Consider the following 17149-nt stretch of genomic DNA (forward strand, 5'->3'; position numbering starts at 1 on the left):
AACTACTGATCTGATTCTTTAGTGTCCTTCATACGTTTCATCCAATTCGCTGCGAGAGACCCTGAAATATTGTGCCATACCGAAAACAACGCTGCCGGAACTGCGGCAATCGGTGCAAAATGTGCAGTTGCAAGTGCTGCAGCAAGTCCAGAGTTCTGCATGCCGACCTCAATAGACATTGCCTTTTGGTCGGATAAGTCAAAACGCAGTACTTTTGCCAGTATAAAACCAAGCACATATCCAAGTATATTATGCAGAATTACAACACCGAAAATAAGCAGTCCTGACTGCAGAATATTTTCAACATTATTTGATACAACAGCTGACAGTACCCCTATAATACCAATAACTGATACTAAAGGTAAAACACCTTCCACTTTTTCAACATGTGTCCCAAGAAAAGAACTGACGATAAAACCAAGTACAATCGGCAGTAAAACGATACTCAGGATAGACATAAACATATCCTGAAATGACACTGGAAGAAGTGCGCTCGCAAGGAACAGTGTCAACAGCGGCGTAACAATTGGTGCCAGCAGTGTTGAAATTGCTGTTGCTGAAATTGATAACGCCACATTCCCTTTTGCAAGAAAAGTCATTACATTTGAGGATGTTCCCCCAGGGCAGCAGCCGACTAAAATAACTCCTATAGCAATTTCCGGCGGAAGGCTGAATACGAAAACTAAGCCTACAGCAAGAAGAGGCATGATTATATACTGTGCAAGAACGACAGCAAGAACCTTTACAGGTGCTTTTGCTACATTCTTAAAATCTCTGGCTTTTAATGTTAAACCCATACCAAACATAATAATACCTAGAAGCGTATTAATGTATGGTGTAATCCATGTAAATCCATCCGGTATCATAAAAGCTAATACTGCAAAGACAATACACCATACCGCAAATGTATTACCTACAAACTGACTGAATCTGATTAGTGCATTCACATTTAACCCACTCCAATATTATGTAATTAAAAAAAGATAATATAGGTATATTATCAAAGATTCTCATAATGTCTATACTTATAGTTTAAATTTTTTGAATCTTTTACAATATGGATTGACGGATACTCTGATATTACAAGGTTGTTCGCGTTTTCATAAGCACAAAATTTTATTTGAAATTGTACACTAAATAAATTCAGAGCATAAAAAAAGTCCTTCAGGTCTCAACCCGAAAGACTTTTACTAAACTTTTTATATTAATAATCACTGTTACGACGGTCTACATTACTCCGTCTTTCGCTTGTTGCATCGCTGTTATTATCTTTACGATTATATTCATAATCAGTGTCTGACTTCGATGATTCATAATTATTAATCTCATCTTCATCAATTCTCGTAAATTTACGTGTACTTTCGATATCAGATGCTTTCTCGTCGTTTAAATCATCTTCCCACTCATCATCCGCTTTAGACTGAGTGCTGTTCTGTTCGAATTCACGTTCACGCTCAAGCTGTCTTGCTCTTTCAAACTCACGCTCACGCTCTTTTTCAATTTTATCATTTTCTTTTCTCATCTTCTTCACTTCTTTCGAATCCAGATCATCACCTCTGACAATCATATCTTTTCTAACGAAAAGAAGAATCGCTGCAATAATGAAGAATAAAGGAATTAAACCTGTCAGGACACCAAATACTAACGGTGCAGATAAAACACCGGCAAACAGCAGTAAAAAGCCTGCCAATATACGTCTTCTCATTGTCAGTAAGCCGAATAAACCTAATATAAACGGCAGAACCAGATACAAGGCTGCCATCCAGAGTTGATTTATTACAGTCAGCATCGCATTTGTAAATTCTTCCGGTGTTATATTTTCAAGACCTTCACTTTGAATCATCTGCTCCGCTGTTGATTCAATGGTTTGAACAACTTCCGGATTGTCTGAAGCCGTAAAAGATATAAATAATATAAATACTGCTACTGCAAGTAAACTAATTAATGCCAGCCAGCCAAAAATCTTTTCAGCTATTCTGCTTACCGGTTTAACTGTTTGTGTATACTCTCTTTTAGCCATATTAACCTCCACTTAATTTCTTTTTATATTATTACCCGCTGTGACAATTTTTAATCCACAGCAAAATAAGATAATAAAGATTTTCTCACAATTTTTTTTATTTTACTACTGATTATATGCTCAGCCAGTTATTTTTTCAGTTTGAGAATCATCTTTAAGCTGTTTAATCAATTTATAGGGTGCATAGCCGCTCGATTTTTCAAATTCTTTAAACTGAGTCTTTTCTTCTGATTTGGAAGGCACCACTTTCTTATACTGCTGATATTTATCTGAAAGTTCCTGACGTGCCACACCTTCATCGAATCCTTTTTCCACTGCTTCATAAAATTGAACAACATCAATTACCTCTTCAGTAGACCAGTCCGCTTCAATAGGATAGCTGTATTCTTTATCCATAAAACATACTCCTTTATTTACTAAAAAAGCGCCCAAAAATGGACGCCGTTTTAGTACTTTAATTACATTGAATGAATTGGTTTTCCAAGTGCAACTTCAGCTGCTTCCATTGGAATCTCACCTAATGTCGGGTGAGCATGAATTGTCAGTGCAATGTCTTCCAATGTCATGCCTGTTTCAACAGCAAGTCCGAGTTCAGAAATAATATCTGAAGCACCGTTACCTGCAACCTGTGCTCCAAGCACAAGACCGTCTTCTTTACGTGCAACTACTTTAACGAAACCATCTGTTTCATTAAGACCGAGCGCACGGCCGTTTGCAGCAAACGGGAATTTACCTGATGTGATTTCAAAACCTTCATCTTTAGCATCAGCTTCAGTTAGACCGACTGTTGCAAGCTCAGGCTCAGTGAAACATACAGCCGGGATTGAAAGATAATCCACTTCTGATTTTTCACCAGAGATTGCTTCTGCTGCTACTTTCGCTTCATAGCTTGCTTTATGTGCAAGCGGTAAACCTGGAACGATATCGCCGATAGCATAGATGTTATCGATAGAAGATCTTGACTGCTTATCAACTTCCACTAAACCGCGGTCTGTTAATTTAACACCAAGCTCTTCAAGGCCAAGTTCGTCCGTATTCGGTTTACGTCCTACAGTAACAAGAACATAGTCCGCTTCAACTTCGTGCGTCTCACCTTTTGCTTCATAAGTGACTTTAACACCGTTTTCAGTCTCTTCAGCAGATTTAGCCATTGCTTCAGTGACGATATTGGCACCTTTTTTCTTAAGGTTCTTCTTAACAAGCTGTGTCATTGGTTTTTCAAAACCGCCGAGAATGTCTTTCATACCTTCTAAAATAGTTACTTCAGTACCGAAATTAGCATAAGCAGTACCAAGCTCTGTACCAATATAACCGCCGCCGATAACGATTAATTTTTCAGGTTTTTCTTCTAATGCAAGTGCACCTGTAGAATCAAGAACGCGTTTACCGAATTTGAAACCAGGGATTTCAATCGGACGTGAACCTGTTGCGATAATTGCATTTTTAAATTCATAAGTCTGGGACTGTTTGTCATCCATGACTTTCATGCTGTTTTTATCAACAAAGTAAGCTTCACCTTTAACGATTTCAACTTTGTTGCCTTTTAATAATCCTTCAACACCGCCTGTTAATTTCTTAACAACACTGTCTTTAAAAGATTGTACTTTAGAGAAATCAAGGCTCACACCTTCAGTAGTTACACCCATATCATCGGAATGAAGTGCATGCTGATAACGGTGGGATGAAGCGATTAAAGCTTTGGACGGAATACACCCGACATTTAAGCAGACACCGCCGAGAGTCCCTTTCTCAACGATTGTAACTTTCTGTCCCAGTTGTGCTGCACGAATTGCTGCAACATAACCGCCGGGACCTGCACCAACGACAACTGTATCAGTTTCAATAGGAAAATCTCCAACTACCATACTCTTATCCCTCCATTAATAATAATTCTGGATTATTCAATAAACGCTTAACATGATTTAAAGCATTTTGAGCTGTCATACCGTCAATTTGTCTGTGGTCAAAGCTGAATGATAATGACAGGCTGAATGCCGGTACAATTTCACCGTCTCTGACAACAGCTTTCTGCTCGATACGGCCGATACCTAAAATAGCGACTTCCGGCTGGTTGATAACCGGTGTGAACCATTTTCCGCCTGCTGAACCAAGGTTGGAAATAGTAACAGATCCGCCCTTCATTTCATCGCCGGAAAGTTTACCGTCACGTGCTTTTACAGCCAGGTTGTTAATTTCATCGGAAATTTCGAACATTGATTTTTTATCAGCATTCTTCACAACCGGAACAACAAGACCTTTTTCAGTATCTGCTGCAATACCTACATTGTAGTAATGTTTCTGGATAACTTCAAACGTATCGTTATCAATAGAAGTATTGATTTCAGGATATTTCTTAAGTGCTGCAACAAGTGCTTTTACTACATACGGAAGGAATGTCAGTTTAACACCCTGCTCTGCTGCAACGTCTTTGAACTTTTTACGGTGATCCCATAAAGCATCAACTTCAACTTCATCAATTAAAGTCACGTGTGGAGAAGTGTGCTTAGAGTTAACCATTGCATTCGCAATCGCTTTTCTCATTCCGCTCATTTTCTCACGACTTTCAGGGAAGTCGCCTTCGGACTTAGCCGGTGCAGATTTCGCTGATTTAGTTTCTTCTTTTTCTGAAGATTCTTCAGAAGCTGTTTCTTTAGCCGGTGCATCACCGTTTACAAACGCGTCAATGTCTTCTTTTAACACGCGTCCATTTTTACCGCTGCCTGTCACTTCACTGATATTCACATCGTTTTCACGTGCAAATTTACGTACTGACGGCATCGCAATGACACGTTCACCGGAAACTTCTTTTTTAGGCTCTTCTTTACCTTCATCTTTAGAATCAGATTTTTCCTCTGATTTCTCTTCAGATTTTTCTTCCTTGGATTCTTCTTTATCATCACTGGATGAACCTGAATCTTCAGAACCGTCATCAATTGTTACGATTGTTGTTCCAACAGTCGTAACCTCACCTTCTTCAACATGAATTGTCTTTACAGTACCGTCTACAGGAGAAGGTATCTCTACAACTGCTTTATCGTTCTGTACTTCAGCTAATACATCATCTTCTGCAACTGTATCGCCTTCCTGCACTAACCATTTAGCAATCTCACCTTCGTGGATTCCTTCACCAATATCCGGCAATTTAAATTCGTACGCCACAATTACTCCTCCTTCTGGGTAATACTATTATTTAAAAATTAACGACTTCTTTTGCACGTTCAATAATATCATCTTTATTCGGCAGCCATACACCTTCAGCTTGTGTAAACGCGTAAACAGTATCCGGTGCAGCAACACGTAGAATCGGTGCTTCAAGACTTAAAATTGTACGTTCTGTTAATTCAGAAATAACACTTCCAGCCACACCAGCCTGGCGCTGTGCTTCCTGAACAAATACTGCACGGTTTGTTTTTTCAACTGATTCTACAAGTGTATCGTAGTCTACAGGTGAAACAGTTCTTAGGTCAATCACTTCAGCAGAGATACCTTCTTCTTCAAGCGCCTCGGCTGCTTTTAAAGATTCCTGAACCATTGCACCGTATGCAATAAGTGTAACATCAGTACCTTCTTTTTTAACTGAAGCTTTACCAATTTCAACAGTGTAGTCTTCATCCGGTACATCTTCACGGAATGAGCGGTACAATTTCATATGCTCTAAGAAAACAACCGGATCATTGGAACGGATTGCTTCAATCAAAAGACCTTTGGCATCTACAGGGTTTGACGGGATAACCACTTTCAGACCAGGAGTCTGTGCCATTAAACCTTCAAGTGAATCAGCGTGAAGTTCCGGCGTATGCACACCGCCGCCAAATGGTGCACGAATAACAAGCGGCATTGATTTTGAACCGCCTGAACGGTATCTGTGACGGGCAATCTGTCCGGCAATGCCGTCCATTGCTTCAAATAAAAATCCAAAGAACTGAATTTCAACCACAGGACGGTACCCTTCAAGAGTTAAACCTAAACCTAATGAGGCAATTCCGCTTTCAGCAAGTGGTGTATCAAATACACGTTCCTCGCCAAACTCTTTCTGCAGACCTTCAGTAGCACGGAAAACACCGCCGTTAACACCAACGTCTTCACCGAAGACCAGGACATTTTCATCGTTTTTTAATTCTGCAGCCATAGCATTGTTGATGGCTTGAATCATCGTCATTTGTGCCATGTGTTATTTCGACTCCTTCTCTTTGTAGACTTCATACTGCTCTTTCAAATTTTGAGGCATGTCTTCATACATGTTATCCATTAATTGAGTCACAGACTGCTTCTCAGTTGCATCTGCTTCCTTAATCGCTTTTTTAACATCTTCTTTTGCCTGTTCCATTACTTCATTTTCTTTTTCTTCATTCCAAAGGTCTTTAGACTCGAGGAATTTACGGAAACGAACTAACGGATCTTTTTTCTCCCAATCAGAATCTTCATCAGAAGTTCTGTAACGTGTCGGATCATCACCGGCCATTGTATGCGGTCCGTAACGGTAGCATAAAGTTTCAATCAATGTCGGTCCGTCACCTGCAACTGCGCGGTCACGTGCATCTTTAGTGACTTTATAAACTGCAAGCGGGTCCATTCCGTCTACAAGCACTCCCGGAATACCTACTGATACTGCTTTTTGAGCAAGTGTTTTTGCATTTGTCTGCAGTTCACGAGGTGTGGAGATAGCATAATTGTTGTTTTGCACAACAAAAATTGCAGGTGCTTTGTATGCAGAAGCAAAGTTGATCCCTTCATAGAAATCACCTTGTGATGTTCCACCGTCACCTGTATATGTTACAGCAACTGCAGATTTACCACGCTTTTTAATACCTACTGCAACACCGGCATTTTGTACATACTGTGCACCGATAATAATCTGCGGGCTCAGTGCATTAACACCTTCCGGGAACTGATTCCCTTTGAAGTGACCGCGTGAAAATAAAAATGCCTGCGTTAACGGCAGACCCTGCCAGATTAACTGCGGTACGTCACGGTAGCCTGGAAGAATGTAGTCTTCCTGTTCAAGTGCATACTGACTTGCAAGCTGTGAAGCTTCCTGTCCTGCAGTCGGTGCATAGAATCCCAGACGTCCCTGTCTGTTTAATGAAATTGAACGCTGATCCAGTACGCGTGTCCAAACCATACGTCTCATTAATTCAACAAGTTCATCATCTGATAAGTCAGGCATTGCGTCTTCGTTAACGATTTCGCCTTCCTCATTTAAAATTTGAAACATTTCAAACTTTTTCTCGACCTCAGCCAATACTTTTACCGGGTCAAAGCTTTTTTTAGGTGCCATAGAATGTTCACCATGCCTTTCAAATAGTTTATATACCACTAATAATAATATCATAACCTGTTACAATCGTAAATTAATGCTCGTTGAAACAGATGTTTCAAAATACCTTTAAATCAACGAAATAATGACTAACACAGAAAGAACTGTTATAAAACAACATCAACTTTCATCAATTAAGGTACGAATTTCACCTTTTAGTTCATTTACACGTTCCGTTGAAGTATTCAAATCATTCTGCAGCGTTTCCAATCTGCCGTATTCTTCATTCAATGCATTGATTTCTTCATCAATACCGTCCTGGGTCACTTCTTCCTCATTTAAAAACTCAAATACTGATTTTTCAGCATTGAGAGTGACCCTCAGCTGGTCAATCAATTCTGCGTGCGCATCATATCTATCATCTGCTGCCGAGATCAGAGATTCTGCATGAATGATGTATGATTCATTTGAAATCATTTCAAATGCGTCATTCGCATTTTCAGCTGTTTCCTTTGACTCCTGCATAATTTCTTCTTCTTCATCAATCAGTTCAAGTCGCTTATCAGCATTCTCAATCAGCGCTGTACTGATTTCGTTGATTTCGCCCATATCCGCAGCGGCAAGATCATCCTGCAGATCTGAACGTTCTTCTTCCAGAGTATTGAATTTATCTGTAACATCACTTAAACCATTCTCTGTTCTTACTGTTTCCTGAAACTCATTATAAAACTCTTTCAGTTCTTCCGTATCATTGGAACAACCGATTAAAACAATCACCATCATTGACAGAGTGATGAATATTTTTTTCATGACAAATATACCTCCAAGCGTATATTATATAATAATGCACAACATAAACTTTTAAGTCATGACTATAGTATACTATAATTATTGATTGAAAAAACAGGAGGGCTTTATTTTGTTAACTATGAAAGATATCGTTCGCGACCCTGCACCAATTCTTCATAAAAAGGCTGCAGCAGTTGACGAAATTGATGAAGAAACAATCAACCAGCTTAAATTAATGAGGGAGTATCTCATTAATTCACAAGACCCCGAACTCTCTGAAAAATACGGTCTCAGACCCGGTGTTGGAATTGCAGCACCACAGGTCGGCATTGATAAACGGATGTTTGTGGTTTATACAGAAGATGAAGATGGAAATATTGAGCATGACTATATGCTGATTAATCCAAAAATTAAAAGCCACTCTGTTACTGAAACCTATTTGCCCGGTGGAGAAGGATGCTTAAGTGTGGATGAAGATATAGAGGGACTCGTTCACCGTTACAGCCGGATCAAAATGCAGGCGACAACACCGGATGGTGAAAAAATTGAAATCAAAGCAAAAGGCCACCTTGCGATTGTGCTTCAGCACGAATTTGATCACTTGAACGGTGTCATGTTCTACGAACATATCGATAAAGAAATGCCTTTGGAACCGAAAATCGGAGCAAAGGCACTCGAATTATAATATAAAAATAGAGCCGGACGCATTTGAGGTGCGTCCGGCTCTATTCTTCAATATTCATCAAAGTGCTCATGAATGCAGTCGTAAATGTCCTGAGGAAGACTACATAAATTCATCCCGCCGTGCCTGATACGGAATTTTCTTTTCATTTAACAGCTGCTTCAAATTTTCAAAAGTATCTGCATCCATTAATTCAGGATCTGCATCGTGGCGGTTCATATGGATATCGTCATTATATTCATCTTCATAAACATAGCGCATGACAACCTGACTTTCGCGGACATTGAACTCCAACTTCACAAATTGTCTGTCCGACCTTTCTTTTTCTAAAATAATACGATTTAAAAGTACTTTTGTATCCATATCACTCAACCTCCTTACTTTAATTATAAAGTCTTTGCATGTATACCGTCTATATTGTAAAATAATAACTAAGTAGATATAGGGATGTGGTCTATATGCTCAGACGCTTGCGAAAGAAAGTGAAGCAGAAACTACGACGCATTCTCGGCAGTAAAGGTTTATTAGGCAGTGAATAACATAAAGGAATCACAGTTCATTCCTAAATTTGTGCTTAAAAATATTTTAGGCACACTTTTTTTTGAATAAAGAATAATAATATTGATATAAATTAAGGAGATTTTAACATGGCAGTATTTAAAGCATTTTTCCAGGAAGCGAATGGTAACCGCATTATTCGCGAGGATACACACACACGCTACTTTGAAGCAGCGTCAGAATCAGAAGTCAGAATCGCATTGAAAGATTCCGGCTATAATATCGAATTTGTAACAGAACTAAGTCCCGAACATCTTGAGTATGAAAAAGAAAACAATGTTGATTTTAAGGTGGAAAAAGTCTGATGTCACTTGAAAAGAACGAAGTTGGCGTATTCGCCCTCGGGGGACTTGGGGAAATTGGTAAGAACACCTATTGTGTCGAATACAAAGATGAAATCATCATCATCGATGCCGGAATTAAATTCCCGGACGATGAACATTTAGGGATTGACTACGTCATTCCAGACTACACTTATTTAAAAGAAAACGTTAATAAGATTAAAGCACTGGTTGTAACACACGGCCACGAAGACCATATCGGCGGCATCCCGTTTTTGCTGAAAGAAATTAATGTACCGATATATTCCGGTCCGCTTGCTTTGGGACTGATTCGCAACAAACTGGAAGAGCATCATCTGCTCCGTTCCACTGAACTGATTCCAATTGAAGAAGACAGCGTTCTTAAATTTGATCACATGAGTGTTGAATTTTATTTAACTACACACTCTATACCTGAAGCATATGGTGTTGTTATCAGAACACCGGAAGGAAATATTGTTCATACGGGTGATTTTAAATTTGATTTTACGCCTGTAGGTGAGCCTGCGAATATCGCAAAAATGGCACAGCTCGGTGAAGAAGGTGTACTCTGCCTGCTTTCCGACTCCACCAATGCAACTGTACCGAATTTCACAATCAGTGAAAAAGAAGTCGGCCAGAATGTGGAAGATATATTCAGAAAATGTTCAGGTCGGATTATATTCGCAACATTCGCCTCCAACATTTACCGTGTCCAGCAGGCAATCGAAGCTGCAGTGAAATTCGATCGTAAAATATGTATCTTCGGCAGAAGCATGGAGAATAATATTAAAATCGGTACAGAACTCGGTTATATTAAAGCACCGCCTGAGACATTTATTGAACCTAAAATGATTAATAAGATTGAAAAGCATAAAGTCATGATACTCTGCACCGGCTCTCAAGGAGAACCGATGGCAGCATTATCACGTATCGCAAATGGAACACATAAACAAATCAGCATCATTCCTGATGATACTGTCGTTTTCAGTTCCTCACCAATCCCTGGGAACACATTGAGTGTAAACCGTACGATTAATGCTCTTTATAAAGCGGGTGCTGATGTGATTCATGGAAAACTTTCCAATATCCACACATCCGGGCATGGTTCACAGGAAGAGCAGAAATTAATGCTCCGTTTAATCAAGCCTAAATATTTCATGCCGATTCATGGTGAGTACCGTATGCTTAAACTGCATAAGGAACTCGGAATATCAACAGGTATTGAACCTGATAATGTCTTCCTGATGAAAATCGGCGAGGTACTTGCTCTGACAAAAGACAGTGCAAAAGTCAGCCACCGGGTACAGGCAGGTACGGTATTCGTTGACGGTATTGGAATTGGTGATATTGGAAACATTGTACTCCGTGACCGTAAAGAACTCAGTGAAGAAGGTCTCGCTATTGTCGTTGTTTCCATTGACTTTAAAAACCGTGAACTGTTAAGCGGTCCGGATATCATTTCCCGCGGCTTTGTCTATATGAGAGAATCATACGGATTGATTCGTCATTCCGAGAAGAAGATACGTGAACATATTCAGGAACTTCTTAATAATAAAGACAATGTCGAATGGTTCCATGTTAAGCAGTTGATTATTGAAGAATTGAGCAAACACTTATATCAGAAGACAAAACGCCGTCCGATGATTCTTCCAATGATTATGAGAGTAAATGATGATAAAAAGAAATAAGAAAATCCTCTGCCGGCGGCAGAGGATTTTTCTATAGCATTACTTTTTTTTCAAACTGATTTAAATCATCATCTTCCCCTATAATAATCAAAATATCATCTTTTCTGATTTTAATTTTAGGATCCGGGTTAATTAATATGTCATCCGATCTTTTAATCGCAATAACACTTAAGCCGAATTTCTGGCGGAAGTTTAAATCAAGCAGTGAATGACCTTCTATTTTACTGCCTGCAATATACTCGGCAATAGAGTGATGATCACTCAACTCCAAATAATCAATGACTGAAGATGATGTTAATTTATGCGCCACTCTGCGTCCCATGTCCCGCTCCGGATGAACAACAAGGTCTGCGCCGATCTTTTCAAGAACCCTTGCATGATAATTGTTCTTTGCCTTTACCGTTACACGTTTTACACCAATGTCTTTAAGCAGCAGTGTTGTCAAAATACTTTCCTGTATATTATCCCCTATTGCCACAATTACATTATCAAAATTTCTAAGGCCGAGATCCTTTAAAACCTGTTCCTCAGTTGTATTTGCCACTACAGAACGTGTCGCAATATCCTGATACTCATTGACAAGTTCCTCATCAATATCTATTGCCAGTACATCACAGTCAAGTTCTACCAGCTCACGAACAATACTGCCGCCGAAACGACCGAGTCCTATGACCGCAAATTCTTTATTCATATTCCCCACCAACTGTTATTAATATTTGTCATTCTTCCCCTGCACATAATCTTTATCAAATATAAAGAGTCTCATTACTAATATTAAACTTGGAATAAGCATTAATAAACCAAGTATAAATACAATAGTCAGGCTGAAAGCCATTGTTTCATTTACTACAGACGTTTCAATATCAATATAAGGATACAATATATACGGCAGTTTACTTAGACCGTATCCAAAAAATGCAAAGGCAAACTGAAGCATAATTAAAATAAATGCGAGACCAAAATTTCTTTTTTTCCATATAAGAAGAATGGCAACCGCCATTGCTGCAAGACTAAGGCCGAAAAGATACCAGTAGTTCTGTGCATTAATAAAATGCTCATAGTTATGATCTCTTAAACCGAGAAAAGTAAACTGTGATATCACAAGCATCGGAAGTGTCCAGATTAAAAACCAGCTGCGTGTAACTTCCATCGCACCTTTATTATTTGCTTTCGCTGCATAATAAGTCAAGAATCCGCTTGATATATATAAAACAGATATGATTGCTAAAAAGACAACTGACCATGCATAAGTTGAGAAAAACAGTTCTGTCAGGTCAAGTTGAAGTCCGCTTTGATCTTCTATAATATATCCGCCTTCTGATATTACCAGAACAACAGAAAGTGATGCAGGAATCAGAAGTCCCGTCACACCGTATAAAAATGCCCATGACATTTTAGGTGTGACATTATACGAATTAAACGCATAATAACTGCCGCGTATAGAAAGCAGAATCAATGCAATACTTCCGGGTATTAGAAGTGTCGTCCCTAAATAATAAGCTGTATCAGGATAAAAACCGACAATTCCAACGAAGAAAAACACAAAGAACACGTTGGTAATTTCCCAGACAGGGCTTAAATACCTTTGAATAATACCACTGATGAGCTGATGCTTCCCTGTTTTCATCGCATAGTAATTAAAGAAGCCGGCACCAAAGTCAATTGATGCGACAATGACATACCCGTATAAGAAAGTCCATAAGACCGTGATTCCAATCAATTCATAATTTAAATCCGGCATTATTCATCACCTCTCTTACCGTAATATTCCAGTCTCGATGCTTCAGCCGACTGATCTTTATACATTTTGAGCAGCACATATACGCATGTAAACCCAAGTACTGCATACAGGCCGACAAACGCAAGCAGGGTTACACCAAGACCATCTGCATTCGTCACAGCTTCGGACACTTTCATATAACCACGCAGTATCCATGGCTGACGACCCATTTCGGCTAAGAACCAGCCGGCTTCAATCGCAAGCATTGATAACGGTCCAGCCAGAACATAGGCATATAATAGTGATGGATGATGTTCATTTAAACCTTTAGTGAATTTAGCAATGAAGTAAAGCACCGATATACCGAATGCATACATTCCAAATACCACCATCAAATCAAAGAAATAATGAATAATCAGAGGCGGATGTTCATCCTCAGGTATATCATTCAGTCCTGTCACCTCTGTATCAAAAGAGTTTCCTGACAGGAAGCTTAACATCCATGGTATTCTGATTTCATAATTCACTTCCTGATTTTCTTCATCAAGAACTCCGAACAATATTAAATCCGCGTGGCTTTCAGTCTCAAAATGCCATTCCATCGCAGCTAATTTCTCAGGCTGTTCCTCATGTAAAAATTTAGCTGAAAAATCTCCTGCAAGCATTGTTAAAAGTCCAAAAACAACACCCATGGACATCATTACTTTAAGCCCTTTTTTATGATACTCCCGGTCCTCTTTAAACTTGCTTCTAATTAATTTAAAAGCAGCAATGGAACCAAGGATAAATATCGCAGTCATATACGCAGTTGCGACGACATGGAATACCCTCACCCATGTAGACGGATTGAACATGGCTGCGATTGGATCAATATTTACAAAAGTATCTGCTGTCAATTCAAATCCTGCCGGTGTATTCATGAAAGAATTCACCGTCGTAATGAAAAATGCAGAAAGTGTTGAACCTATGACAACCGGTATTGTTAATATCCAGTGATGCCATGGATTTTTGAAACGATCCCACGTATAAAGATAAATACCTAAAAATATTGCTTCAAAAAAGAATGCAAAAGTTTCCATGAATAACGGCAGTGCGATAATCTGCCCGCCGAGTCTCATGAACTCAGGCCAGATTAATGATAACTGCAGACCAATAATCGTACCCGTCACTACGCCTACTGCGACAGTGACTGTAAATCCTTTGGCAATCCTGCGTGCCATTGTTAAATAGTGTGAATCATTCTTTTTTATACCTAAAAATTCAAGAACCATGATTGCAACCGGTATACCTACACCCAGGGTTGCGAATATAATATGAAAACCAAGAGTAGCCGCTGTGATGACTCTTCCCAGAATAACGTCTTCCATTTAGTAACACCCCTCATTCTTACGTCTTATCATTATACCTCCTATCACCATAAAATGATTGCCATAACTATAAAAATCTAATGACATTTTTGTGAATTAATTATCATACTTTAAAATTAAATAAAAACCGGAGCAGAATACTCTGCCCCGATTTTAAAATATTAACGTTCTGTAAACTCTTTAACAAGTTTAAGAACATCTTCAGTATTTTTAGCTTTTAATGCTGCTGATGCAAGCTGTTCCATATCCGCTTTATTCAGTTCGGAAATCTGGCGTCTTGCTTTCAATATGCTTGTGCCGCTCATAGAGAATTCATCCAAACCGAGTCCTAGCAGAAGCGGTACCGCATGAGTGTCGCCGGCCATTTCTCCGCACATGCCTGTCCATTTACCTTCATTATGAGATGCCTGAATAACATTTTGAATTAAACGCAGTAATGCAGGGTGGTAAGGCTGATACAAATAGCTGACTTTTTCATTCATTCTGTCTGCTGCCATTGTATATTGGATTAAATCATTTGTACCGATACTGAAGAAGTCTACTTCTTTAGCAAATTGATCTGCAAGAACTGCAGTTGATGGAATCTCAACCATAATTCCGACTTCAATATCATCTTTAACTTCGATACCTTCTGATTTCAAATTCTCTTTCTCTTCCAGTAACAATGCTTTTGCCTCATTAAATTCTTCAAGTGTCGCAATCATTGGGAACATGATTTTCAAGTTTCCGTGTACACTTGAACGCAATAACGCACGAAGCTGTGTTCTGAATAAATCCTGATTTTCAAGAGCCATACGAATCGCACGGTATCCGAGAAACGGATTCATTTCTTTTGGAAGATCCAAATACGGCAGTTCTTTATCTCCACCGATATCGATGGTTCGGACAACAACTGGTTTCCCGTCCATGCCTTCTAAAACGGCTTTATATGATTCATACTGCTCATCCTCAGTCGGAAGTTCATTACGCCCCATATATAGGAATTCTGTACGGAAAAGTCCAACACCTTCTGCACCATGACGTACAGCACCTTCAACATCTTCAGGTGTACCGATATTCGCAGCCAGTTCAACATGAACACCATCATTGGTTTCAGTTTTACTGTCCACAAGTTTAAGAAGTTCTTCTTTTTCAGCAAGTACTTCTTTTTCTTTCTCTCTGTATGCCAGGATTTCATCTTCAGACGGATGTATAATTACATCACCTGTCGTACCGTCAACAATGATTGTTTCACCAATCACAGCTTCTTCAGTCACATTTTTCGTACCTACTACTGCAGGTATTTCAAGTGACCGTGACATGATTGCAGAGTGTGAAGTACGTCCGCCGATATTTGTTACAAAGCCTTTAACAAATTTCTTGTCGAGCTGTGCTGTATCGGACGGCGTTAAGTCTTCAGCAACTATGACAACAGGTTCTGAGATATTTGCAGGGTTTGGAAGTTCTTTACCCAGCATATGCGCAAGTACGCGCTTAGATACATCTTTAATATCAGCAGCACGTTCCTGCATGTACTCATTATCCATTGATTCAAAAATAGTTACAAACTGATCACGTGTTTCAACGAGCGCCTGAGGTGCACTTTTCAGACCGTTAATCGCTGTTTCAATCGGTCCCAAAAATTCAGGGTCGTCAAGGACTAATAAATGCGCATCAAAGATAGCAGCATGTTCAGGCCCGACAACTTCCTCAGCATGATTACGTATCTTAGTTACTTCTACTTTGGATTGGTTAAAGCTGTTTTTGAAGTTTTCAAGCTCGCTGCCCAGCTCTCCTTCTTCAATTGTTTTTTTCTTAAAACTGAGGTCCGGTTCTTCAAGGGAATACACTTTTTCAATTGCAATCCCGTCACTTGCACCGATACCCTTAAGAATGTTTGACATTATGAAGTCAATCCTTCTTTAGAAAGAGTTTCTGTAATTGCAGCAAGTGCATCTGTTTCATCATCACCTTCAGCATATACAGTAACTTCTGAATCTTTACCAACTCCAAGTGACATAACACCCATAATTGATTTTAAGTTTACTTTTTTACTGTTATATTCAAGCTGAATATCTGAATCAAATTTAGAAGCAGTTTGTACCAAGATTGTTGCCGGTCTAGCGTGAATTCCTGTTTCGTCTGTAATAAAAAATGATTTTTGTTCCATGTGTGTAAACTCCTTTTATAGTTCAAATTTAAATTATGTTTTGTCATGATACATCATGATTACTATACATTGTAGCATGGATACAGCTTTTTTATCCACTAGATGTGCAATTTTATGAAAAGGGTTTTATAATGATTCTTTTTCCTTTAAATACTGCACACATTTATCAACATGATTGTCTCCTAATTTCTTCATCAGTACGTAACTGATAACTGCACCGACAACGAGACTAATGATGTTTACAATATTAAAGCGTTTGAACTTTACGCCCTTTATCACTTTACTGAAAATGTAAGGTGTCACTCGTTTTGCGATAAACTCACTGCCCATACTTGTCGCAGTTACAGCAGCTCTTACAGCAAAGTCGTCGCTTGTACTGACAACATCAGCGTGGTCAATACCAAAAACGTCTTCAATCTCATCAGTGATATCATTCATCAGCTTCATATCAGTTCCAATATCCAGAAACGGGATTGGAAGTGCTGCAGCTAAACTTGAAATCCTTGCTTTTTTCTTAACAAGTTCTCTTGCTGTCTGTTCTTTCTGATTAATATCATCCTGTGTTACTAAGTTCTGAGCCATATTATTCCCTCCTAAATAAGAATCCTGGTATTATA

Annotated in this window: 18 protein-coding genes; 3 read left to right on the plus strand and 15 right to left on the minus strand. The window is 39.0% G+C overall.

Features of this window, described 5'->3' with window-relative positions:
- Positions 1-2: 2 nt before the first annotated feature.
- The 8 genes from ACFSX4_RS05260 to ACFSX4_RS05295 all read right to left on the minus strand — a co-directional run bounded on the left by ACFSX4_RS05260 (position 3) and on the right by ACFSX4_RS05295 (position 8087).
- A complete protein-coding gene (locus ACFSX4_RS05260; protein ID WP_377772265.1) occupies positions 3-947 on the minus strand; it encodes a bile acid:sodium symporter family protein in 945 nt (314 codons plus the stop codon).
- 257 nt (positions 948-1204) lie between these two features.
- Positions 1205-2020 carry a DUF4064 domain-containing protein gene (locus ACFSX4_RS05265; protein WP_377772267.1) on the minus strand — a complete coding sequence of 272 codons (816 nt, stop codon included), beginning with the start codon at positions 2018-2020 and terminating at the stop codon, positions 1205-1207.
- A gap of 120 nt (positions 2021-2140) precedes the next feature.
- On the minus strand, positions 2141-2416 hold the full coding sequence (locus ACFSX4_RS05270) for a UPF0223 family protein (RefSeq protein WP_377772269.1): 276 nt from the start codon (positions 2414-2416) through the stop codon (positions 2141-2143).
- 62 nt (positions 2417-2478) lie between these two features.
- Entirely contained in the window at positions 2479-3885 is a 1407-nt protein-coding gene (gene lpdA, locus ACFSX4_RS05275) for a dihydrolipoyl dehydrogenase (protein WP_377772271.1), read from the minus strand.
- Between the two features lie 4 nt (positions 3886-3889).
- Entirely contained in the window at positions 3890-5179 is a 1290-nt protein-coding gene (locus ACFSX4_RS05280) for a dihydrolipoamide acetyltransferase family protein (protein WP_377772273.1), read from the minus strand.
- A 31-nt stretch (positions 5180-5210) separates the two neighbouring features.
- Positions 5211-6188 (minus strand): alpha-ketoacid dehydrogenase subunit beta, encoded by a 978-nt coding sequence (locus ACFSX4_RS05285; RefSeq protein ID WP_377772275.1) that lies wholly within the window; start codon positions 6186-6188, stop codon positions 5211-5213.
- Positions 6189-6191: 3 nt separating this feature from the next.
- Complete coding sequence (pdhA, locus tag ACFSX4_RS05290; protein WP_377772277.1) at positions 6192-7298, minus strand: pyruvate dehydrogenase (acetyl-transferring) E1 component subunit alpha; 1107 nt, start codon at positions 7296-7298, stop codon at positions 6192-6194.
- A 159-nt stretch (positions 7299-7457) separates the two neighbouring features.
- Positions 7458-8087, minus strand: a complete 630-nt coding sequence (locus ACFSX4_RS05295) for a YkyA family protein (protein WP_377772279.1) — start codon at positions 8085-8087, stop codon at positions 7458-7460.
- Between the two features lie 109 nt (positions 8088-8196).
- Here ACFSX4_RS05295 and def point away from each other — a divergent pair, with 109 nt between their 5' ends.
- Positions 8197-8751, plus strand: a complete 555-nt coding sequence (def, locus tag ACFSX4_RS05300) for a peptide deformylase (RefSeq protein ID WP_377772281.1) — start codon at positions 8197-8199, stop codon at positions 8749-8751.
- A gap of 99 nt (positions 8752-8850) precedes the next feature.
- Here the strand turns inward: def and ACFSX4_RS05305 are convergent, their stop codons facing one another.
- Complete coding sequence (locus tag ACFSX4_RS05305; protein ID WP_377772283.1) at positions 8851-9111, minus strand: hypothetical protein; 261 nt, start codon at positions 9109-9111, stop codon at positions 8851-8853.
- A gap of 284 nt (positions 9112-9395) precedes the next feature.
- Here ACFSX4_RS05305 and ACFSX4_RS05310 point away from each other — a divergent pair, with 284 nt between their 5' ends.
- Together ACFSX4_RS05310 and rnjA are read left to right on the plus strand one after the other, a co-directional pair.
- The gene (locus ACFSX4_RS05310; RefSeq protein ID WP_377772285.1) at positions 9396-9611 is read left to right on the plus strand and encodes an RNA polymerase epsilon subunit; all 216 of its coding nucleotides are present in this window, start codon (positions 9396-9398) and stop codon (positions 9609-9611) included.
- Entirely contained in the window at positions 9611-11296 is a 1686-nt protein-coding gene (rnjA, locus tag ACFSX4_RS05315) for a ribonuclease J1 (RefSeq protein WP_377772287.1), read from the plus strand. Before ACFSX4_RS05310 ends, rnjA begins: the two co-directional genes overlap by 1 nt.
- A gap of 31 nt (positions 11297-11327) precedes the next feature.
- Here rnjA and ACFSX4_RS05320 read toward each other — a convergent pair whose 3' ends face one another.
- The 6 genes from ACFSX4_RS05320 to ACFSX4_RS05345 all read right to left on the minus strand — a co-directional run bounded on the left by ACFSX4_RS05320 (position 11328) and on the right by ACFSX4_RS05345 (position 17114).
- Positions 11328-11987, minus strand: coding sequence for a potassium channel family protein (locus tag ACFSX4_RS05320; protein ID WP_377772289.1), 660 nt, complete (start codon positions 11985-11987; stop codon positions 11328-11330).
- Positions 11988-12005: 18 nt separating this feature from the next.
- Positions 12006-13037, minus strand: a complete 1032-nt coding sequence (locus ACFSX4_RS05325) for a cytochrome d ubiquinol oxidase subunit II (protein ID WP_377772291.1) — start codon at positions 13035-13037, stop codon at positions 12006-12008.
- Entirely contained in the window at positions 13037-14383 is a 1347-nt protein-coding gene (locus tag ACFSX4_RS05330; protein ID WP_377772293.1) for a cytochrome ubiquinol oxidase subunit I, read from the minus strand. The genes ACFSX4_RS05325 and ACFSX4_RS05330 overlap by 1 nt, the downstream gene beginning before the upstream one ends.
- A 161-nt stretch (positions 14384-14544) precedes the next feature.
- Positions 14545-16266 (minus strand): phosphoenolpyruvate--protein phosphotransferase, encoded by a 1722-nt coding sequence (gene ptsP / locus ACFSX4_RS05335; protein ID WP_377772295.1) that lies wholly within the window; start codon positions 16264-16266, stop codon positions 14545-14547.
- A complete protein-coding gene (locus ACFSX4_RS05340) occupies positions 16266-16532 on the minus strand; it encodes a phosphocarrier protein HPr (RefSeq protein WP_377772297.1) in 267 nt (88 codons plus the stop codon). The genes ptsP and ACFSX4_RS05340 overlap by 1 nt, the downstream gene beginning before the upstream one ends.
- 126 nt (positions 16533-16658) lie before the next feature.
- Positions 16659-17114, minus strand: a complete 456-nt coding sequence (locus ACFSX4_RS05345; RefSeq protein ID WP_377772299.1) for a hypothetical protein — start codon at positions 17112-17114, stop codon at positions 16659-16661.
- Positions 17115-17149 lie beyond the last annotated feature (35 nt).

Origin of the sequence: Corticicoccus populi (assembly GCF_042686195.1) — a bacterium.
Classification (GTDB): domain Bacteria; phylum Bacillota; class Bacilli; order Staphylococcales; family Salinicoccaceae; genus Corticicoccus; species Corticicoccus populi.

What these genes read in the sequence shown, in the direction of transcription:
- ACFSX4_RS05265 (WP_377772267.1), bottom strand. Translation starts at nt 2,020, where the DNA reads ATGGCTAAAAGAGAGTATACACAAACAGTTAAACCGGTAAGCAGAATA.
- ACFSX4_RS05270 (WP_377772269.1), bottom strand. Translation starts at nt 2,416, where the DNA reads ATGGATAAAGAATACAGCTATCCTATTGAAGCGGACTGGTCTACTGAA.
- lpdA (WP_377772271.1), bottom strand. Translation starts at nt 3,885, where the DNA reads ATGGTAGTTGGAGATTTTCCTATTGAAACTGATACAGTTGTCGTTGGT.
- ACFSX4_RS05285 (WP_377772275.1), bottom strand. Translation starts at nt 6,188, where the DNA reads ATGGCACAAATGACGATGATTCAAGCCATCAACAATGCTATGGCTGCA.
- pdhA (WP_377772277.1), bottom strand. Translation starts at nt 7,298, where the DNA reads ATGGCACCTAAAAAAAGCTTTGACCCGGTAAAAGTATTGGCTGAGGTC.
- ACFSX4_RS05295 (WP_377772279.1), bottom strand. Translation starts at nt 8,087, where the DNA reads ATGAAAAAAATATTCATCACTCTGTCAATGATGGTGATTGTTTTAATC.
- ACFSX4_RS05305 (WP_377772283.1), bottom strand. Translation starts at nt 9,111, where the DNA reads ATGGATACAAAAGTACTTTTAAATCGTATTATTTTAGAAAAAGAAAGG.
- ACFSX4_RS05310 (WP_377772285.1), top strand. Translation starts at nt 9,396, where the DNA reads ATGGCAGTATTTAAAGCATTTTTCCAGGAAGCGAATGGTAACCGCATT.
- rnjA (WP_377772287.1), top strand. Translation starts at nt 9,611, where the DNA reads ATGTCACTTGAAAAGAACGAAGTTGGCGTATTCGCCCTCGGGGGACTT.
- ACFSX4_RS05320 (WP_377772289.1), bottom strand. Translation starts at nt 11,987, where the DNA reads ATGAATAAAGAATTTGCGGTCATAGGACTCGGTCGTTTCGGCGGCAGT.
- ACFSX4_RS05325 (WP_377772291.1), bottom strand. Translation starts at nt 13,037, where the DNA reads ATGCCGGATTTAAATTATGAATTGATTGGAATCACGGTCTTATGGACT.
- ACFSX4_RS05330 (WP_377772293.1), bottom strand. Translation starts at nt 14,383, where the DNA reads ATGGAAGACGTTATTCTGGGAAGAGTCATCACAGCGGCTACTCTTGGT.
- ptsP (WP_377772295.1), bottom strand. Translation starts at nt 16,266, where the DNA reads ATGTCAAACATTCTTAAGGGTATCGGTGCAAGTGACGGGATTGCAATT.
- ACFSX4_RS05340 (WP_377772297.1), bottom strand. Translation starts at nt 16,532, where the DNA reads ATGGAACAAAAATCATTTTTTATTACAGACGAAACAGGAATTCACGCT.
- ACFSX4_RS05345 (WP_377772299.1), bottom strand. Translation starts at nt 17,114, where the DNA reads ATGGCTCAGAACTTAGTAACACAGGATGATATTAATCAGAAAGAACAG.